General features: G+C 70.8%; 15 protein-coding genes. 3 read left to right on the top strand and 12 right to left on the bottom strand.

Translation table 11 applies throughout. From position 1 onward, the window contains the following. Positions 1 to 25: 25 nt before the first annotated feature. The 9 genes from JOD54_RS12570 to JOD54_RS12530 form a co-directional block, all read right to left on the bottom strand. Entirely contained in the window at positions 26 to 529 is a 504-nt protein-coding gene (locus tag JOD54_RS12570) for a S26 family signal peptidase (RefSeq protein WP_204450708.1), read from the bottom strand. After that, complete coding sequence (locus tag JOD54_RS12565) at positions 529 to 2,337, bottom strand: ABC transporter ATP-binding protein (protein ID WP_204450707.1); 1,809 nt, start codon at positions 2,335 to 2,337, stop codon at positions 529 to 531. The genes JOD54_RS12570 and JOD54_RS12565 overlap by 1 nt, the downstream gene beginning before the upstream one ends. 5 nt (positions 2,338 to 2,342) lie before the next feature. Then, positions 2,343 to 2,891: a TlpA family protein disulfide reductase gene (locus JOD54_RS12560; protein WP_204450706.1), complete on the bottom strand. Its 549-nt coding sequence runs from the start codon at positions 2,889 to 2,891 to the stop codon at positions 2,343 to 2,345. Positions 2,892 to 2,904: 13 nt separating this feature from the next. Beyond that, on the bottom strand, positions 2,905 to 3,423 hold the full coding sequence (locus JOD54_RS12555) for a MauE/DoxX family redox-associated membrane protein (RefSeq protein ID WP_204450705.1): 519 nt from the start codon (positions 3,421 to 3,423) through the stop codon (positions 2,905 to 2,907). Positions 3,424 to 3,432: 9 nt separating this feature from the next. Beyond that, positions 3,433 to 4,056 carry a hypothetical protein gene (locus JOD54_RS12550; protein ID WP_204450704.1) on the bottom strand — a complete coding sequence of 208 codons (624 nt, stop codon included), beginning with the start codon at positions 4,054 to 4,056 and terminating at the stop codon, positions 3,433 to 3,435. Beyond that, entirely contained in the window at positions 4,047 to 5,501 is a 1,455-nt protein-coding gene (locus JOD54_RS12545) for a hypothetical protein (protein WP_204450703.1), read from the bottom strand. The genes JOD54_RS12550 and JOD54_RS12545 overlap by 10 nt, the downstream gene beginning before the upstream one ends. Continuing rightward, positions 5,498 to 6,358 (bottom strand): ATP-binding cassette domain-containing protein, encoded by an 861-nt coding sequence (locus JOD54_RS12540; RefSeq protein WP_204450702.1) that lies wholly within the window; start codon positions 6,356 to 6,358, stop codon positions 5,498 to 5,500. The genes JOD54_RS12545 and JOD54_RS12540 overlap by 4 nt, the downstream gene beginning before the upstream one ends. Positions 6,359 to 6,455: 97 nt before the next feature. Continuing rightward, entirely contained in the window at positions 6,456 to 6,659 is a 204-nt protein-coding gene (locus JOD54_RS12535) for a hypothetical protein (protein ID WP_204450701.1), read from the bottom strand. A 219-nt stretch (positions 6,660 to 6,878) separates the two neighbouring features. Further along, positions 6,879 to 8,540, bottom strand: a complete 1,662-nt coding sequence (locus JOD54_RS12530; RefSeq protein WP_204450700.1) for an FtsX-like permease family protein — start codon at positions 8,538 to 8,540, stop codon at positions 6,879 to 6,881. Between the two features lie 189 nt (positions 8,541 to 8,729). On the opposite strand from JOD54_RS12530, the gene argS reads away from it, so the two are divergent. From argS to JOD54_RS12515, 3 genes are all read left to right on the top strand, one after another. Then, a complete protein-coding gene (gene argS / locus JOD54_RS12525; protein WP_204450699.1) occupies positions 8,730 to 10,460 on the top strand; it encodes an arginine--tRNA ligase in 1,731 nt (576 codons plus the stop codon). A 36-nt stretch (positions 10,461 to 10,496) separates the two neighbouring features. Next, a complete protein-coding gene (idi, locus tag JOD54_RS12520; RefSeq protein WP_204450698.1) occupies positions 10,497 to 11,078 on the top strand; it encodes an isopentenyl-diphosphate Delta-isomerase in 582 nt (193 codons plus the stop codon). A 420-nt stretch (positions 11,079 to 11,498) separates the two neighbouring features. Next, complete coding sequence (locus tag JOD54_RS12515; RefSeq protein ID WP_204450697.1) at positions 11,499 to 12,632, top strand: glycosyltransferase; 1,134 nt, start codon at positions 11,499 to 11,501, stop codon at positions 12,630 to 12,632. A gap of 46 nt (positions 12,633 to 12,678) precedes the next feature. Here the strand turns inward: JOD54_RS12515 and JOD54_RS12510 are convergent, their stop codons facing one another. From JOD54_RS12510 to JOD54_RS12500, 3 genes are all read right to left on the bottom strand, one after another. Continuing rightward, complete coding sequence (locus tag JOD54_RS12510) at positions 12,679 to 13,917, bottom strand: DUF6801 domain-containing protein (RefSeq protein WP_204450696.1); 1,239 nt, start codon at positions 13,915 to 13,917, stop codon at positions 12,679 to 12,681. A 312-nt stretch (positions 13,918 to 14,229) separates the two neighbouring features. Beyond that, positions 14,230 to 15,210 (bottom strand): hypothetical protein, encoded by a 981-nt coding sequence (locus tag JOD54_RS12505; RefSeq protein WP_307859973.1) that lies wholly within the window; start codon positions 15,208 to 15,210, stop codon positions 14,230 to 14,232. Positions 15,211 to 15,678: 468 nt separating this feature from the next. Next, positions 15,679 to 16,374, bottom strand: a complete 696-nt coding sequence (locus tag JOD54_RS12500) for a Crp/Fnr family transcriptional regulator (RefSeq protein WP_204450695.1) — start codon at positions 16,372 to 16,374, stop codon at positions 15,679 to 15,681. Positions 16,375 to 16,575: the final 201 nt, after the last annotated feature.

Here is a 16,575-nt window from a genome sequence, read left to right as displayed (position 1 = left end):
CATGTGCTCCTTCCCCAGCACCCGCTCACTCGCCGCTGACGGGCACGACCGCCAGCACCTTGTCCAACAAGAGGAACCCCTGCTGCCGCGAATCGATGCTCTGCGCGGGGTTGTCGCCGAGCACCACCAGGTGCCCGGGCGGCACCACAGCGCGTCCGGCCGCCGCGCGCACCTCGGCCGGGACTGGCTCACCCGGCAACGCCGCGACGCGCTTGATCACCCAGTTGGGGCCGCGCCCGGCGGGCGCCGGGATGGCCTGCTCGCGCTCGACGATCGGTGTCGGCGTCGAGATCAGGGCGGTCAGCTGTGCCATCGTCGCGCGTGGACTGTCCACAACGACCACATCGCCGACCCGGACGCCACCACTGCCCACCCGCTTGCCGCGCACCCGGTCACCCGGCCCGAACGTGGGCAGCATGCTCCGCCCCACGACGTCGACGTACACCACGCGGCTGCGCAACCACAGCACCACCACGAGCCCGGCCACCACAGCACCCACCAGGCCCCAGGTCAGCACATCCCAGGCCATCACACCGCCTCCGGCAGGCCGAGCTGGTAGCCCTCGGCCTGGCTGCCGAACATGCCCGCGTACAGGCCGTCGCGCGCCATGAGCTCGTCGTGCGTCCCCGACTCGACGACCTGGCCCTCGTCCAGCACCACCAGCAGGTCGGCGTCGCGAACGGCACCGAGCCGGTGCGAGATGAGCACGCTGGTCCGGCCCGCCCGGTGTTCGCGCAGGTCGGTGTGCACGCGGTACTCGGCCTCCGCGTCCAACCCCGAACTCGGCTCGTCGAGGATGAGCAGGTCGCGCTCGCCGCGCAGGTAGGCGCGGGCCAGCGCCAGCCGCTGCCACTGGCCGCCGGAGAGGGTCATCCCCGAGCCGCCGCGGTGGGTGTCGCCCTGGAAGAACACCCGGGAAAGCAGGGTGTCGTACCCCTTGGGCATGGCGGAGACGAAGTCGTCGGCACCCGCCCTGCCCCCGGCGGCGCGCACCGCGTCGCGGTCGGCCCCGCGCTCCAGGTCACCCAGGGCGATGTTCTCGGCCGCCGTCAGGTCGTAGTTCATGTAGTCCTGGAACACCGCGCCGATCCTCGACCGCAGCTCGGCCGGGTCGATCTCGCGGATGTCCACCCCGTCCCACAGGATCGCGCCGCGATCGGGGTCGTACATCCGGCACAGGAGCTTCACCAACGTGCTCTTGCCCGCGCCGTTGCGCCCGACCAGGCCGAGCGAGGCACCGTGCGCCACGGTGAAGCTCACCCCGCGCAGCACCCACGCGTGGTTGGGCGAGTACCGGAACCACACGTCCCGGAACTCGATGCCACGCCGCAGCGGTTGCACCGCGACCGGTCTGGCCGCGACCGGGAGGTCGCTATCGCTGCCGACGACCTCGCGGTAGTGGTTGAACAGCAACAACTGCTTGTGCGAGTTGCCCAGGTCGCGCACCAGCATCGAGGCGGCGGCCTGCACACCCGCGATGGCCGCGACGACGAGCGAGACGTCGCCGACGGTGATCCGGCCGCCGGTGGCCGCGACGACGGCCCACAGCAGCACACCGCCAGCGAAGCCCGCCGTCACCGCGCCCGCCGCGAGCTGGACCCACAGCTCACCGCGGTCCATCCGCCGCTGCTCGCCGTTGGTGTGGGTGCGTTGCCGCTGCATCCGCGCCCGCAGGTGCGCGCCGGTACCGAACAGCCGGATCTCCTTCGCCGCTTGGACATCGGTGAGCAGGGCCCGGTAGAACATCTCCCGCCGCTCCACCGGACCGAGCTCCCAGTGCAGCGCGGCGCGGCGCTTGGCCAGCCAGATCTCCCCGGCCAGGGCGGGCAGGGCCGAGGCGAGAGCGGCGAAGGGCAGCCACGTGGCCAGCAGGACCAGCGAAGCGAGGAACCCGACCGCCCGCAAGGCCGTGCTGCCCAACGAGAGCACCGTCGAGACCACGACCCCCGGCGTGGCGCCGCCGTGCTGCAGCGCGAGCCGCAGCCGGTCGACGAACCGCGGGTCCTCGAACCGGGCGAGACCGACGAACCGCTCGGTGGCCGCGAACAGCCGATCCTGCGCGACCAGTCCGACCCGGCGCTCGAGTTCCTTGTGGGTGTAGAGGATCGCCTGCGGGAGCAGGCCAGCGAGCAGGCCGCTGACCGCGAGCAGCACCCCCGGCACCAGCACCGAGTCCACCGCCGCACCACCCGCGACGAGCAGGTCGATCAGCACCTTCGTCAGCCACGCGACCGCGACCGGCACGCCGGAGGTGATCACCGTGAGCACGATGAAGGCGAGGGTGGTGGCCCGGCCCGCCCGCCAGGTCAGGCCGAGTGCCTCGCGAACCCCACCCACCGGGATCAGGCCCGGACCGGGGCGCGCAGCGCGTGCTCGATCAGGGTCCCCGACGCCTGGACGACGCCCTCGGTGTCGACGACGGCGAACGCCGGGTAGCCCTTGGTCTTGAAGGCCGAGGCGACCGGGCCACCCGGGGTCTCCTCCAGCACGACCCTGGCCAGCGGCGAGAGCGCGGCCCGCTTCTCCACGACGTCCTCGCTCGCGCCGATGACCAGCGCGAACACCCGGTCACGACCACCGGGGAACCGCTGCGCGGCTTCCAGGAACCCGGGCAGCCGCTCGTCGCAGGACGAGCACCCGTGGGCGAAGACGCCGACGAAGGTGGGGCCCTCGCGGAACATCTCGGTGCCAACCACCTCTTCGTCCACAGTGGACGCGGTGAACTCGCCGACGGCGGTGCCGTTGGGCACCATGACCTCCGGCGGCGCCGGGCGGTTGGCCACCGCCACCTCGGACTGCTGCCGCAACCGTCTGATCACCCCGACGGTCAGGAAGAGGTTGAGGACGCCAAGGACGCCGACCAGAACGGTGATCGCGATTGTGACCGACATTCGGTACTCCTTCTCATCGAACGGGTGTGAACAAACCGACGACTTCCTCGGACAACACGACCGCGGCACCGACCAGCGCGCCCGCGGCCAGGGCGACCAACAGCCACCCGGTGTCCGCGAGTCCCGCCACCGACGTGCCGCCGACCGCGCCCGCGGCGGCGAGCGCCAGCAGCACCACGTTGCGGCTCACCTGCAACCAGCCGACATCGGAGGTCGAGTCCCCGAAGCACTGGCAGCGCACCTTCCTGCCGCGGACCACCGCGAGGACCAGTGCGGTGGTGAAAGCGAGCAGCAACAACCCCGCGACGACAAAACCCGTTGCGGCCCAGGGCGAACAGAGCAACACCAGCACCGCGACCTCAATGGCCACCACGACGACCGCGGCTCCCCGGGCGGGCAGCACCGGCGCCAACTGCCCGGTCGCCCGCACGAACTCAGCGAACTGCTGCCGCCCGCGCAGCTTGCTCACCGCGGAGACCAAGAACACCAGTCCCAAGCCGATCCTCGCGGCGAAGTGCACGTACTCCACCATCTCCCCCTCTCACCGGCGTGTGTCCCGGTTCGCGTGAGCCAGCACCAGCACCGGTAGCGGCAGGACCACCAGCCACGCGAGGTGGACCGGTGCCCAGTCCGGCTCCCCGGGCAACGGCCAGACCCGGCCCGGGTAGAACAAGGTCGCCGCGGCCAGCGCGAACAAGACCGCCGCACCGGTCATCGCGATCGAGCGGTCCGCGCCGCGGCTCCTGGCGAGAACGGCGGTGACGGCCAACCCCGCGGCCACGCACACGCAGGCCTCCAGCAGGTAGCCGCCGGTCCCGAGTTGGGCGCCCTTCGCGGAGCGGACAGCGAGCACGGTGAACGCCACTGCCCACACCGCAAGGGAAGCGCCGAACGCCACCAGGGTTCGGGTCCACTGCCGTATCCAGCGCGGCACCGGGGTCGCCGCGGTCGCCGCGGCGGCGGGGTCCAGGAGGGCGAAGCCTGCGGTCGCGCCGAGCAGCAACGCCGTCAGCCGGACGGTGGCCGCGAGGTTGAACGGCCGCACATCGCCGCCGGTGGCGACCGCGAGACCGACCGCGGCGACGGCGACACCCGCGAAGGGCACCCAGTCGACAGCGCGCACGACCGGCCGGAACAGGCTCAGGGAAACCCGGGTCAGCGGCACGGCTCGCCCTCCGACCGCTGGAGCGGGAGATCCGCGGTGAGACCGAGCAGGGGCAGCGCCCGGGCGAGGGTGGTGTCGGGGTCGACGAGTTCGTCCCAGTTGGACCAGATCCGCGTCTTGGCGTCCGGGGTGGCGCGCAGCCGGGTCGCGTAGCCGAGCTCGGTGTCGCTGTAGTCGACCGCGCCGAGGTCGGACTTGGCGCGGCCCGCCGAGTACTCGCCACCGTCCCCCTGGCTCGACCCGCGCTCCGGCGCCGCCGCGGGCTCCACCTGGTTGATCAACCAGAGCGCGACCACGGTCCGCGACCGGTCCCGGCCGTCGCAGCCCCGCATGGTCTGGATTTCGGTGACCGGCGGGAACCCGGTGAGCGCACCGGCCATCTGCGCGGCGAGGGCCCGCCGCGAGTCGACCTCCCCGCCGTTTCGCCCCCACGACGTGTCGGGCATGATCGTCGACCGCGCGGACGCCGCGTCGATCCGGCCGCTGAGGGTGCGCTGCACCACCCGCGGCAGGTCGTCGCGCGCTCCTGGCGGTACCGCACTGACGACCGGGTCGATCGCCTCCTGCCACAACGGGATCCAGGCGGCGAAGGTCGGGAACGAGCAGTACCGGACACCGCTGAGGTCCGTGCAGTGCTCGGCACCGCTGGTGACCTCCCGGTCCGCCCACCCGCGGCCCGCGCTCGCCGTCGGCGCGCCTGCCTGCGGTGATCCAAGGGTCAGCACGCCACCCAGCACCGCGGCGACCACACCCAGCACCGCGACACCCAGGCGCGCGGGACGCGGCCCGTGCCGCAGCAACGCGACCGCCAGGGCGATGACGACCAGCCCGGCCGCGTAGAGCAGGTGCCACAACGGGGGCCGCACCGGGTCGACCGAGACCTTCAGGTCCGGCACCACGGGCAGCAACCACACCCCGGGGAACTGGAACATCGACCACACCAGGACCAGCAGCGCGACCGGCGCCGCCACCAGGACCGGCACCCACCGCGCCAGGGCGACCCCCAGCGCGGCCATCAGCACGACCACGACCACGCCCGCCGCGAGTTCGGCCAGGTCGAAGCGGCCGACCGGCACGCTGCCGATGCGCAGGCTCGCCACGTGCACGGCGATCACGGCGGTCGACAGCAGCGCGGAAACGACCGTGGCGGCGGCCAGAACAGCCATCGTGCGCACGACCGGTTGGCTGGGGACCGGGGTGAGAAGTTCGGCGAACCCGCCCTTGGCGTCGCGCAGCGCGGCGAGGTTCGCCGACAGCAACGCGCCCGCGCCGACGATGACGGCCGCGGTCGCGGTGTCGACGGTGTCTATCGACCAGTTGGGCATCTGCTGCCAGGTGGTGAACGTCCGCGCGGCCAGCATGACCACCGCCAGCGGCACCAGGACCGGGCTGCGCAGCAGCAACCGGGACTCGAACAGCACCAGGGCCCCGAACGCGCGGCTCACGACGCCACCTTCTCGGCGGTCTCGTTGAGCAGGCGCAGGTAGCCGTCCTCGACGGTCGGCGCCACGGCCTCGGCACCCGGCGGCCGCGCGCCGACGACCCGGTAGCGCCCTTCCGTGGTCCGCCAGAACACGTCGCCGTGCTCGGGCCGCGACTCGGTCGACCACACCTGCCCGCCCGCGTGCCGCGCCAATTCGGCCGGGGTACCGTCGAAAGCGACCCGCCCGGCCCGAAACACGACAACCCGCTCGCAGAGAGCCGCCACGTCCTCGGTCTGGTGCGTGGACAACAGCACCACCTTGCTCTCGCCGAGCCGCGAGAGCAGCATCCGGAACCGCATGCGCTGCTCCGGGTCCAATCCCACGGTCGGCTCGTCGAGGATGATGAAATCCGGGTCGGCGACCAGGGCCGCAGCGATACCGAGCCGCTGCCGCATTCCGCCGGACAGCTTTTTCACCTTGACGGCGGATTGCCCGGACAGGTCCACCTCGGCCAGCACCCTGGTGATCTCATCCCGCCGCTCGCGCCGGTTCGTGATTTCCTTGAGAATCGCGATGTAATCCACCATCTGGGCGACAGTGAAGTGCCCGTACAAAGCCGGGTCCTGGGGCAGGTAGCCCAATCGCCTGCGCAACGCGACCCGTTGCGTGGAATCGGTCGGATCGAGACCGAGCGCGCGCAGGCTCCCGGCATCGGGCGCGAGCACGGTGGCCAGGCAGCGCAGCAGCGTCGTCTTGCCCGCCCCGTTCGGGCCGAGCAGCCCGGTCACCCCGGGCCGTACGTCGAGGTCAAGACCGTCGATGACGTGTTTGCGCCCGTACCGCTTCCCCATCGCGCGAACGCTGACCGACAGTTCCATGTCTTCACCTCGAGTGTCGTAGTCATCTATGATCGAGTGGCCGAGTACCGCGCCCTGTTGAGTAGGGCGCGGTACCGGTACCACTCAATTCAGGAGATCAGCAGCCGCAGCCGCAGCACTCGTACTCCCAGTGGGAGCTGCCGTCGTCGCACACCATGTAGTGCGCGCGACGCCACCACCAGAACGGGCAGTCGCCCTTGCAGTACGAGTGCTCTTCGTGGCAGGCCATGGCCTGCGCCTCAACCTTGGGCACGATCAGCGCGAGCAACCTGTCGCTCGCGGCTGCGAGAACACCACGCATTTTCACTCCTCTCGACTATCCCTTGGGGAACTGTCGAGAGAAGCTTATCCAGCGCGTTGCCAATATTTCCCCAGTTCTGGTTCAGCCCCGGCAAAGTTCCGGATCTGCCCACTTGACAGTGACTGACCAGCTATTTTCCGGATCCGCTACAAGGTAATGGAACGGCCGATGGGCAAGAACGAGGGGCAACTTCCGGGGGCGCCCGGTCGCGGTCGCCGCTCATTCGACACGCAGCCCGTCGGCCCTGGCGGTCACCCGCAGCACCGGGATGGCGGTAATCGTGGCGACGCACACGGTTAGCACGGCGGCAATGTTGAGCAGGCCGATGAACGCCCAGTCGACCCGCACCGGCGTGGCGAGCACGCGCAGCGCCACCGCGGACAACCACAACCCCGCCGCGTCCGCGATGAGCACGCCGAACACGACCGGCACCAGGTTCTGCCACAGCAGGGAGCGCCCGATAACGCTCCACGGCGTGCCCGCCGCAGCCAACGCGGCCAGGGCCCTGCGGCGCTCGCCGAGCTGGTGCACCGCGAGCACGAGCAGGCTGGCCCCCGCGACGAAGAGGGTGAACCCGGCCAGCAGGGCGACCGCTCCGTCGAACACCCAGGGCCCCGTCACCCCCGGCAGACCGACCGACCTGGTCAGGGCGTGCGCGCCGATGGCACCCGCCAACACCACCGCCAGCCCACCGACGACCCGACTGGGTGTCCCGCTGTCGAGTTGGAGCCGTCGCATCGCCAACTGCCAGGACGGCGGGCCACCGCGGACCACCCCAGCGGCGCGCTCGACCAGCAGCGGCAACAGGACCGGGATCGCCAGCAGCAACGACAGCACACCGGCGACCACCAGCGTCGACACCACCGCCAGGTCCGCTACCGCGTCGAGCACCACGGGGAGCAACAGCCCCAGCCCCAGGGCGACCGGCGCGAGCCGCCAGCCGAGCCGCCTGCGGGCCAAACCCCCGCCGCGGACCACACCCAGCGGCTCCACGAGGACGCTCTTGATCCCGACCAGCACCGCCCCGACGGCCAGCGCCAGCACGACCAACCCGACCGCGACGACCACACCCCACGAGACCGAACCCAGCCCGAAGTCGGCCACGTGCGCCGAACCCAGGGAGAAGAACAGGATCCCGACGGCCAGCCCGGCGAGCGCCCCCACGAAGCTCTCCGCGGCGGCCACCACCCGGACCTGACCCGTGCTCGCGCCGAGCAGTCGCAACGTGGCCAGGCGCCGATCCCGCTCCGCGACACCGAGTCGAGCGAGGCAGGACACGAAGACGAGCAGGGGTGCGAGCACCGCGACCACACCGAGCCCGACCCCGAACAGCTGCCCCGGACTCGCGGCGCTCGCGCGCCCGGTGCCGAACCCGGAGACGGCGCTGGCGGCGGTGAGCCCGCTGGTCCCCCGGTAGAAGTACAGCTCGTCGGCACCCACCAGCCCAGCGGGGCTGATCAGCCCGACGCGCACGCCGGGGAGGCGCTCCCGCAGTTGGGGATCGGAGTCGAGCAGCGCCGCCAGCGCGGGTGACACCACGACCTCGCCGTCGGCCGGGAGGCGCCGCACCCCAGGCGGCAGCGGCCCGACCCCCTGGACCTCGCGCCCGGACACGGAGATGCCGCCGTACCCGAACCCACCGCCGCCGACCATGAGCGACGACTGGCCGCCGAACACCGGGGTCCTGGCGGCCTCGCGCGCCGCCGCCCGACCCATGGCCTCGACGGCGCCCGCGGCGAAGAGCAACACGGTGACGCACAACCCGATGTCGATCACCACGAGCGCGAACCGCACGCCCCGGAAACGCCACCGCACGACACCGAAGCCCGAGGCCGCCCGTAGTCGGGCGGCCCGGCCCGATCGCGTCGCCCCATCCGCCATGCACCCACCGTACACCGTGTGTCTACACGCAGTGTCTACATCGAGTGTATAGCTGCCGATCTGCCGCTGACCTGCGGAATCCGCAGCGATGACGGTGGGCGGTCGGCGCAGCCGCGCCCCGGCGCACTGCGGTGAAACCGAGGTGCGCGCCCCTGGGATACTGGTCGCCTGAGATGAGGAGGTGCCAGGGTGGCGCACGGGGATGTCGGTCGGGAACTGGGGGCACGGGTGGCCGGGGCGCTGCGCCGCGGGCTGGGCCTGGAGATCACCCCGGACGAGGCCGTCATCCGACCGTCCACCCGCGACGGTGCCGATTACCAGGCCAACGCGGCGATGAGCCTGGCCAAGAAGCTCGGCAAGGCGCCGCGCGAGGTGGCCCAGGTGATCGTGGACAACCTCGACTCCGCGGACATGCTCGAGCCGCCGGAGATCGCCGGGCCCGGGTTCATCAACCTGCGGCTGCGCGAGGAGTGGCTGACCGCCCGGGTCGGCTCACTACTGGGTGACACCCGACTGGGCGTACCGGTGGTGGAGCGGCCGCGGCGGTTCGCCCTGGACTACTCCAGCCCGAACGTGGCCAAGGAGATGCACATCGGCCACCTGCGGTCGGCGATCATCGGCGACGCGGTGCTGCGGCTGCTGCGCTTCAGCGGCCACGAGGTCGTCGCGCACAACCACCTCGGCGACTGGGGCACCCCGTTCGGGATGCTCATCGAGCACCTGCTCGACGAGGGCCACGCCGCCGACGGCGAGATCAGCGACCTCAACCGGTTCTACCAGGAAGCGCGGCAGAAGTTCGACGCCGACCCGACCTTCGCCGACCGGGCGCGGGCGCGGGTGGTGGCGCTGCAGGGCGGCGACGAGGAAACGCTGACGCTGTGGCGGGAACTGGTCGCGGAGTCGACCCGGCACTTCCAGAAGGTCTACGAACTGCTCGGGATCTCGCTCACGCCCGCGGACGTGTACGGGGAGAGCTTCTACAACCCCTACCTGGACACGGTGATCGACGAGCTGACCGCCAAGGGGCTCACCGAGATCAGCGACGGCGCGGTGTGCGTGTTCCCGCCCGGGTTCAGCAACCGCGAGGGCGAGCCGCTGCCGCTGATCGTGCGCAAGAGCGACGGCGGGTACGGCTACGCGGCCACCGACATGGCGACCGTGCGGTACTGGATCACCGAGCGCGGGATGACCGACCTGCTCTACGCGGTCGGCACCCCGCAGGCGCAGCACTTCGCGATGATCTTCGCCGCGTCCCGGCAGGCCGGGTACCTCGGGCCGGAGCACTCGGCCGTCCACATCGGATTCGGCACGATCCTCGGCGAGGACGGCAAGACCATCAGGACCAGGGCTGGCGGCTCGGTCAAGCTGGTCGAACTGCTCGAGGAAGCCGTTGAGCAGGCGGCGAAAACCGTGGCCGAACGGTCCTCTTTGGACACCGAGCGGCAGGCGGACGTGGCGCGGGCGGTGGGCATCGGCGCGGTGAAGTACGCCGACCTGGCCAACGACCGGGAGAAGGACTACGTGTTCACCTGGTCGCGGATGCTGGCCAAGGAGGGCAACACGTCGGTGTACCTGCAGTACGCCAACGCCCGGTGCCAGTCGGTGCTGCGCAAGGCGGGAGACGCGCGGTTCGGCGACATCGAGCTCACCGCGCCCGCCGAGCGGGCCCTGCTGGTCAAGCTGCTGCAACTGCCCGCCGCCATCTCGGCCGCGGTCGAGGGCTACGCCCCGCACAAGCTCACCGGCTACCTCTACGACCTGGCCTCGACGTTCACCACGTTCTACGACAGCTGCCCGATCCTGCGCGACGACGTCCCGGCACCGGTGCGCGGCTCCCGGCTGGCACTGACCAGGATCACCTCGGACGTGCTGGTGCTCGGACTGGACCTGCTCGGCATCGGCGCGCCGACTGAACTCTAGGTTGCCTGTAGCGGTGGGTAACGGCATTGTGACCGGGTGACAATCGCCGAACAGGTCGTGCTCCTCGACGACGCGGGCAACAGCATCGGCACGGCGGACAAGGCCACCGTGCACCACGAGCACACCCCGCTGCACCTCGCCTTCTCCAGCTACCTCTTCGACACCGACGGCCGGTTCCTGATCACCCGCCGCGCGCTGACCAAGAAGACCTGGCCGGGCATCTGGACCAACTCCTGCTGCGGCCACCCGGCCCCCGGCGAATCCCCGGCCGACGCGGTCTCGCGGCGGCTGGTGGACGAACTGGGGTTGCCGGGCCCGCACAAGGTCGAACTGATCCTGCCCGCCTTCCGCTACCGAGCGGTCATGCCGGACGGGATCGTCGAACACGAGATGTGCCCGGTGTACCGGGTCCTGGTGGAGGCCGAACCGGCGCCGAACCCGGCTGAGGTGGATTCGGTTCGGTGGCTGCCGTGGGGGCAGTTCTTGGAGGAGGTGCGCACGGGGGAGCTCGACATCTCGCCGTGGTGCGTGTTGCAGCTGACGGAGTTGGTGCCGCTCGGGGATCCGTTGCAGTGGCAGGCGGGGGATCCTTCGGAGCTTCCGCCTGTGTTGCGCTGAGGGGTCGGCTCGCCTGCGGCATTGCGGCCTGGTCCGTGGGGTGCGGGTGGGCTCGATAAGGCGCGGTCGGCTCGCCTTCGGCATTGCGCTGGGTCTGTGGTGGTGCGGTGTGCTCGATGGGGCGAACTTGTTTTGCGCGGGGCCCCTGCGCCAGCCGTGGCAGGACCGCAAAGCTGGGGCCGAAAAGCATGGCCCTGCAGCGCACAACGCTACGACTGCCGCTCCCCCACGCAAAACAAGTCCGCCCCATCGAGCGTTTGGGTGGGCGGCTTCCGAGTGTCCAGTGGTTGCTTTAGGTGGGCGGCTTCCCGTTGCTTCGCGGCGGTGACGTAGGCCATAGGTCGTGAATATTGGGCGGAACGGGGCGGATACGGGTAAATCACGCGCCGTCGAGGGGGTGATGTGCCTACCTTGGGGAGGGTGAAGATCCTCTTCAGCAGTCTGCCCGCGCACGGGCACACCTACCCCCTGCTGCCACTGGCCATCGCGGCCAAGGCGGCTGGGCACGAGATCACTTACGCCACCTGGGAGACCTTCCACCCGGCGTTGGCCGCGTTGGGGTTTGAGACGATCAAGGCCGGTGGGGACATGACCGGCTCGTTCACCGAGGTCATCGCCGGGCGGGAGATCAAGGACCTGACACCGGAGGAGATGTCCGGGATCGCCATGCGGGTGTTCGGCGACATCCTGCCCCGGGCGGCGATCGCGGACCTGGACGCGGTGTTCGAGCGGCGGCGGTTCGACCTGGTGGTGCACGAGGCGGCCGCGATCGGGGCGGCGATCGCGGCCAAGCGGGCCGGGATCCCTTCGGTTGGGCACGGGGTGAGCAAGCCGGTGGCGCTGGACACCATGCCCGCGTTGAAGAACCGGCTGCCCACCCTCGCCGCCGAGTTCGGGGTGGAGTTCGACGAGCGGGTCGGGTTCGGCGTCCCGTACCTCGACATCTACCCCGAGTCGTTGCAGGAGCCTGAGCAGTTCGCCCCGAACCGGGTGCCGCTGCGGCCGGTCGCCTTCGCCGAGCCCGGTGAGCTGCCCTCGATCGCGACCTCGGGCGAGGGGCGCCTGATCTACCTGACCCTGGGCACCGCGTTCGGCAACCCGCAGGTGCTGCGGGCGGCGATCGACGGCCTCGCGGCGACCGGGAACCGGGTCGTGGTCGCCACCGGGCCGACGGTCGAGGTGGCGGCGTTGGGTGAGCCGCCCGCGAACGTCACCGTGCTGCCCTGGGTCGCCCAGGCCGAGTTGCTCCCCCACGTCGACCTGGTCGTGCACCACGGCGGGTCGGGCACCACCCTCGGATCTGCGGCCGCTGGGGTCAAGCAGCTGTTCATCCCCCAGGGCGCCGACCAGTTCACCAACGCCGAGACCTTCACCAACGCTGGTGCCGCCCGCCAGCTCCTCGGCGCCGACGTGACGCCGGAAGCGCTGACCGAGGCCGCGACCGAACTGCTCGCCGACGACGGCGTGACCAAGGTCGTCGCCACCCTGGCCGAGGAGATCGCGGCGATGCCCGGGCCGGAGGAGATCGCCAAACGCCTGCCCGAGTGGGCGTAAGACAGCCGAAGGCCGGTGGTCCCGATATGGGGCCACCGGCCTTTTCCTACTTCTTCACCGCCAAGTCGGCCTTGATCGTGTTGCCCTTGCTGGTCACGAGCGGGGCGATGAGGCCGTTCAGCGGCCCGCACCCGCTGACCTTGCCGATGTCGTAGGTGCCGACGAGGGTGCCGCCCTTGAGGACGTCGAAGGGCCCACTGGAGCCGAGGGTGATGGCCGACGGGGTCGTGGTCTTGCAGGTGGTGCCCTGGTAGACGGGCAGACCGAGGATGGCGATCTTGGTGAGGGTGATGTCGAGGGCGCCCGCGAAGGTGATCGCGCCGGTCTTCACCGTGCCGCCCGCAGGACCGACCTGGGCGAAGGCGATGTTCGCCGCAGCGGGCAGGAAGCCGAGGACGGTGAACTTCCCGCTGGTGGGGTTGAGGGTGAGGGCGCCGGTGTAGGTGCCCGCGGCGAGGTCGGCCTCGGCGGTGAACGCGCCGGAGAGCGGCACGGAACCGTTGAGGGCCTTGAGGGTCGAGCTGCCCTTGAGGTCGTAGCCGATCTTCACGCCACCGGTCGGGGGGCTCGTTGTGGTGGTGGTCGTCGTCGGCTGCGTCGTGGTCGTCGTGGGCTGGGTCGTCGTGGTGGTGGGCTGCGTGGTGGTGGTGGTGGTGGGCTGCGTGGTCGTCGTGGTGGGGGCGCCGGTGATCTCGAAGGTGTGCAGGGTGTTGTTCTGCCCCGGGTTGAGCGTGCACGGCGAGTCGAAGGTGCCGAGGCCGGTGGCGCTGCCGTCGGCCTTCTTGGGGGTCAGGGTGAGGGTGAGCCCGTTGACCGCGATCGTCGCCGGGCCCGCCTGGCTGAAGGTCAGCGACGGGGTCTGACCGGTCGCCTTGACGTCGAAGGCGCCAGAGGCGGGCACCGGGGTCTTCTCCACCGCGATCGGCACGTTCACCGGAAGGGTGACACCCGGAGCGGTGACGGTCGCGGCCGACACGGCGGTGCCCTCCACGGTCGCGGCACCGACGAGGGTCAGGCCCTGGGTGGCGGTGTCGGGCACGGTGGTGATCGCGGTGATGTCGAACGCCCCGGTCGGCTGGCCGACCCCGATGGTGTCCGGGATGTCGGTGCTGATGACGACCTTGATCGCCTGGTTGCCGATCAGCGGGAACGGGCAGGTGTAGTCCAGCGTGAGCGAGACCGGGGTCGCGGCGCCCGATCCGGCGCCCACCAGCAGACCGGTGGCCACCAGCCCGGCCGCGGTGGTGGCCACCGCCAGCCTCGTGGCGTATTTCGCAGTGTTCACGCGCATTCCTTCCTCTGGTGGACAAAGCCCGGGAAACCAGCGGGAACCGCCGTGCGGCCACGCTAGCTACCGGCCAGTAACACCCACAAGAAGGCCGTGTGAATTTGTCATCGACGCACATTTCCGGCGCCGGAGAATTAGCGCGGTGCGACACCGTGACCAGGGGAGGTCGCGGGAATCGCGGGACCCCCAGCCTCGCGATGAGCCCGCGGGGCTCACCCCTGGCCGCACACCCCCATCGTCGCGCGGCGAACCCGAGCGGCACCAGCGGGTTCACCCAGAGCGGACACCTGGTCCACTGTGGACAAAGAGCTAGTCGAGCCACTGGAGGCCGTAGCTCAGCCCCTGCTGCAGGTCGTGGAACTCCAGCGCGACGTCGCCGACCCTGTCGATGGTCAACAGGTCCTCACCTGGCGCGAAGTCCTCGAACGCCTTGGCGGGCAACCCGTTGACCCGCCACACGCGCTTGGGCGGGTTGACCGGGTCGAACCGCACCCGCACGGTGAACTCCTCGCACCGGCGCAGCGGGGTGAACACGTAGTACGGCCGCATCCACGACCGCGGGTACGAGGTGAACTCGATGCTGTAGTCGTGCCGCTGCCCCAGGCTCAACGGGCTGGGCAACCGCACGATGAACCGCGTGTGGCTGGAGGAAACCCGCTGCTCCTGCACGATCTCGCCGCCGTAGGCGATCTCCGCGCGGATGTCGGCCCCCTCGGGCATGGCCTGGTCGCGCGGCGCGCTCAGCGAGAGCACCAACTCGTCGAGCTCGTCGACAGCGGCCACGATCTGGCGCTGCTCGGTGAGCGTCGGGACCTCGAGGTCGAGCCGCAGGGCGGCGCGCAACGACTCCACATACCAGCCATCCGGCGAGTACGAGCCGGACTTGCGGTCGCGCATCCCGGCGTCGTAGAGCAGTTCGGCGAGCAGTTGGAAGGCGCTGTCGACCCGCCTGCGCGCGGTGCGCGGGTCGCGGTCGAACCGGCCTGCCAACCAGTCGATGCGCTGGTCGAGGAACCCGCCGTCGGCCTCCTTGTGCAGGCCGAGCGCGGCGACCGCGGCCAGGTGCAGGTCGGACGGGAGCCGAGCGCCCAGGTGGGTCAACCGCAGCACCAGCTTGCGCCGCACCAGCGCGGGGTCGTCGATCTCGGTGATCCCGCAGGCCATCCGCAGTGCCGGGCCGACCCGGCTGTGCAGGTCGTCGGAGCGCACCCCGCGCCCGCGCCGGACCTCCTTGAGCTCGGCGACGACGTCGGCGATCTCGACTCCCACCCGGCCACCAGCCTTTCGCACGCCATCCTCCACGCAGCATCGCAGGCCACCCGGTTCGTCACCAGTGACACATCACGGGCGGCTGGACAAACACCGGACACATCTGATGAAAGGCGCCCGGTTCGCATTCCCCCCTGTGCGAACCGGGCGCCCGCCCCCTCATCCCCCCGCCGACCGGTGATCGGCGCTCACACCAAGAACAGGATCCAGTGGCTTTCCACGGCCATGCACCTCCTCCATGTTCAGGGCAGCGTTCAGCCCGGGAACAATTCGTCTTCGCTTGGCGGTCAGAAACCGCTGACCAGCAACATGCCGGAACCGAGACCGGCCAGGAATGTCCAGAAGCCAATCCGCGCTACCGATCCCACCGTCATCAGCATCCTCATCGGTGATCCCTCCCCGGATCTCGCTCGCAGAACAAGGATGCCCCCGGGACAACGGGCCCCGCGATGACCTGTGGCACGCGCCGAGCACGCCATTTGGCACATCTCAGAGCTCGGGGACCTCGCGGACGAAGGCGCGCAGCACATCCGGGCGCGCGATGACGGTCTGCCTGCGGGTGTTGATGACGATCCCCCGGTCGCGCAGCACCGAGAACGCCCTGGCCACGGCGCGCAGCGACGCGCCGACCCGGTTCGCGACGTCCTGCTGGGTGAACGGGACGCGCAGCGCGAGGCCGGTGTCGGTCGGCACGCCGTAGGTCCGCGACAGCCAGAGCAGGTACGCCGCGACCCGCTCGGTGACGTGCATCGTGGCGAAGTCGGCGCGGGCGCTCTCCGCCTCGCGCAGCCGGGCCGCCAACTGCATCACCATCGCCAGCGCGACAGAAGTGCGCTGTGCGAGCAGGTCGCCGAACTCCTGGGCGCGCAGGTGCACGGCGTGCACCTCGTCGAGGCTCTGCACGTCCGCCGAGCGCACCCACCCGTGCAGCGCGGCCAGGTCCCCCAGCACGTCACCGGGGCCGCGGAAGGCGACCAGCACGGTCTGCCCGTCCGCGCGCCTGGTCAGCACCCTGGTCCAGCCGCTGGTCAGCACCAGCACGTGGTCGGTCGGGTCCCCCTGCCGCAGCAGCGTCTCCCCCGGCCCGAACACCCGAGGCGTCCCCAGACCGACCACGTGCGCGCGGTCCTCCTCGGAGAGGTAGGCCATCAGGGACTCGGCGACCAGGTCACCGGGAAGTCGCATCGCACCCTCCACCCCGTGATCATCGCCGATCCCCGCGCGCCTCACCAGGCTAGTTCGGTCTCCACGGCGGATCTCCTCTCTACTCGGCGTCACCCGAAGGTAATCCGCCGCCGTGCGGACCAGCGCGGTCCCGAGCAGGTTGACCAGGTTCTGTCCGTTGACGACTCGGCGCCCCCCGGCCCGATCGGGCGAAATCCGGTG

The organism is Actinokineospora baliensis (assembly GCF_016907695.1).
Lineage (GTDB): Bacteria > Actinomycetota > Actinomycetes > Mycobacteriales > Pseudonocardiaceae > Actinokineospora > Actinokineospora baliensis.
The sequence above is the reverse complement of the archived record's forward strand: the minus strand, read 5'-3'. Positions and strand labels throughout refer to the sequence as shown.

Excerpts from the sequence above, each read along its gene's own strand:
- JOD54_RS12540 (WP_204450702.1), bottom strand. The coding sequence starts at position 6,358 with ATGGAACTGTCGGTCAGCGTTCGCGCGATGGGGAAGCGGTACGGGCGC.
- JOD54_RS12555 (WP_204450705.1), bottom strand. The coding sequence starts at position 3,423 with ATGGTGGAGTACGTGCACTTCGCCGCGAGGATCGGCTTGGGACTGGTG.
- JOD54_RS12500 (WP_204450695.1), bottom strand. The coding sequence starts at position 16,374 with ATGCGACTTCCCGGTGACCTGGTCGCCGAGTCCCTGATGGCCTACCTC.
- JOD54_RS12560 (WP_204450706.1), bottom strand. The coding sequence starts at position 2,891 with ATGTCGGTCACAATCGCGATCACCGTTCTGGTCGGCGTCCTTGGCGTC.
- JOD54_RS12570 (WP_204450708.1), bottom strand. The coding sequence starts at position 529 with ATGGCCTGGGATGTGCTGACCTGGGGCCTGGTGGGTGCTGTGGTGGCC.
- JOD54_RS12535 (WP_204450701.1), bottom strand. The coding sequence starts at position 6,659 with ATGCGTGGTGTTCTCGCAGCCGCGAGCGACAGGTTGCTCGCGCTGATC.
- JOD54_RS12530 (WP_204450700.1), bottom strand. The coding sequence starts at position 8,540 with ATGGCGGATGGGGCGACGCGATCGGGCCGGGCCGCCCGACTACGGGCG.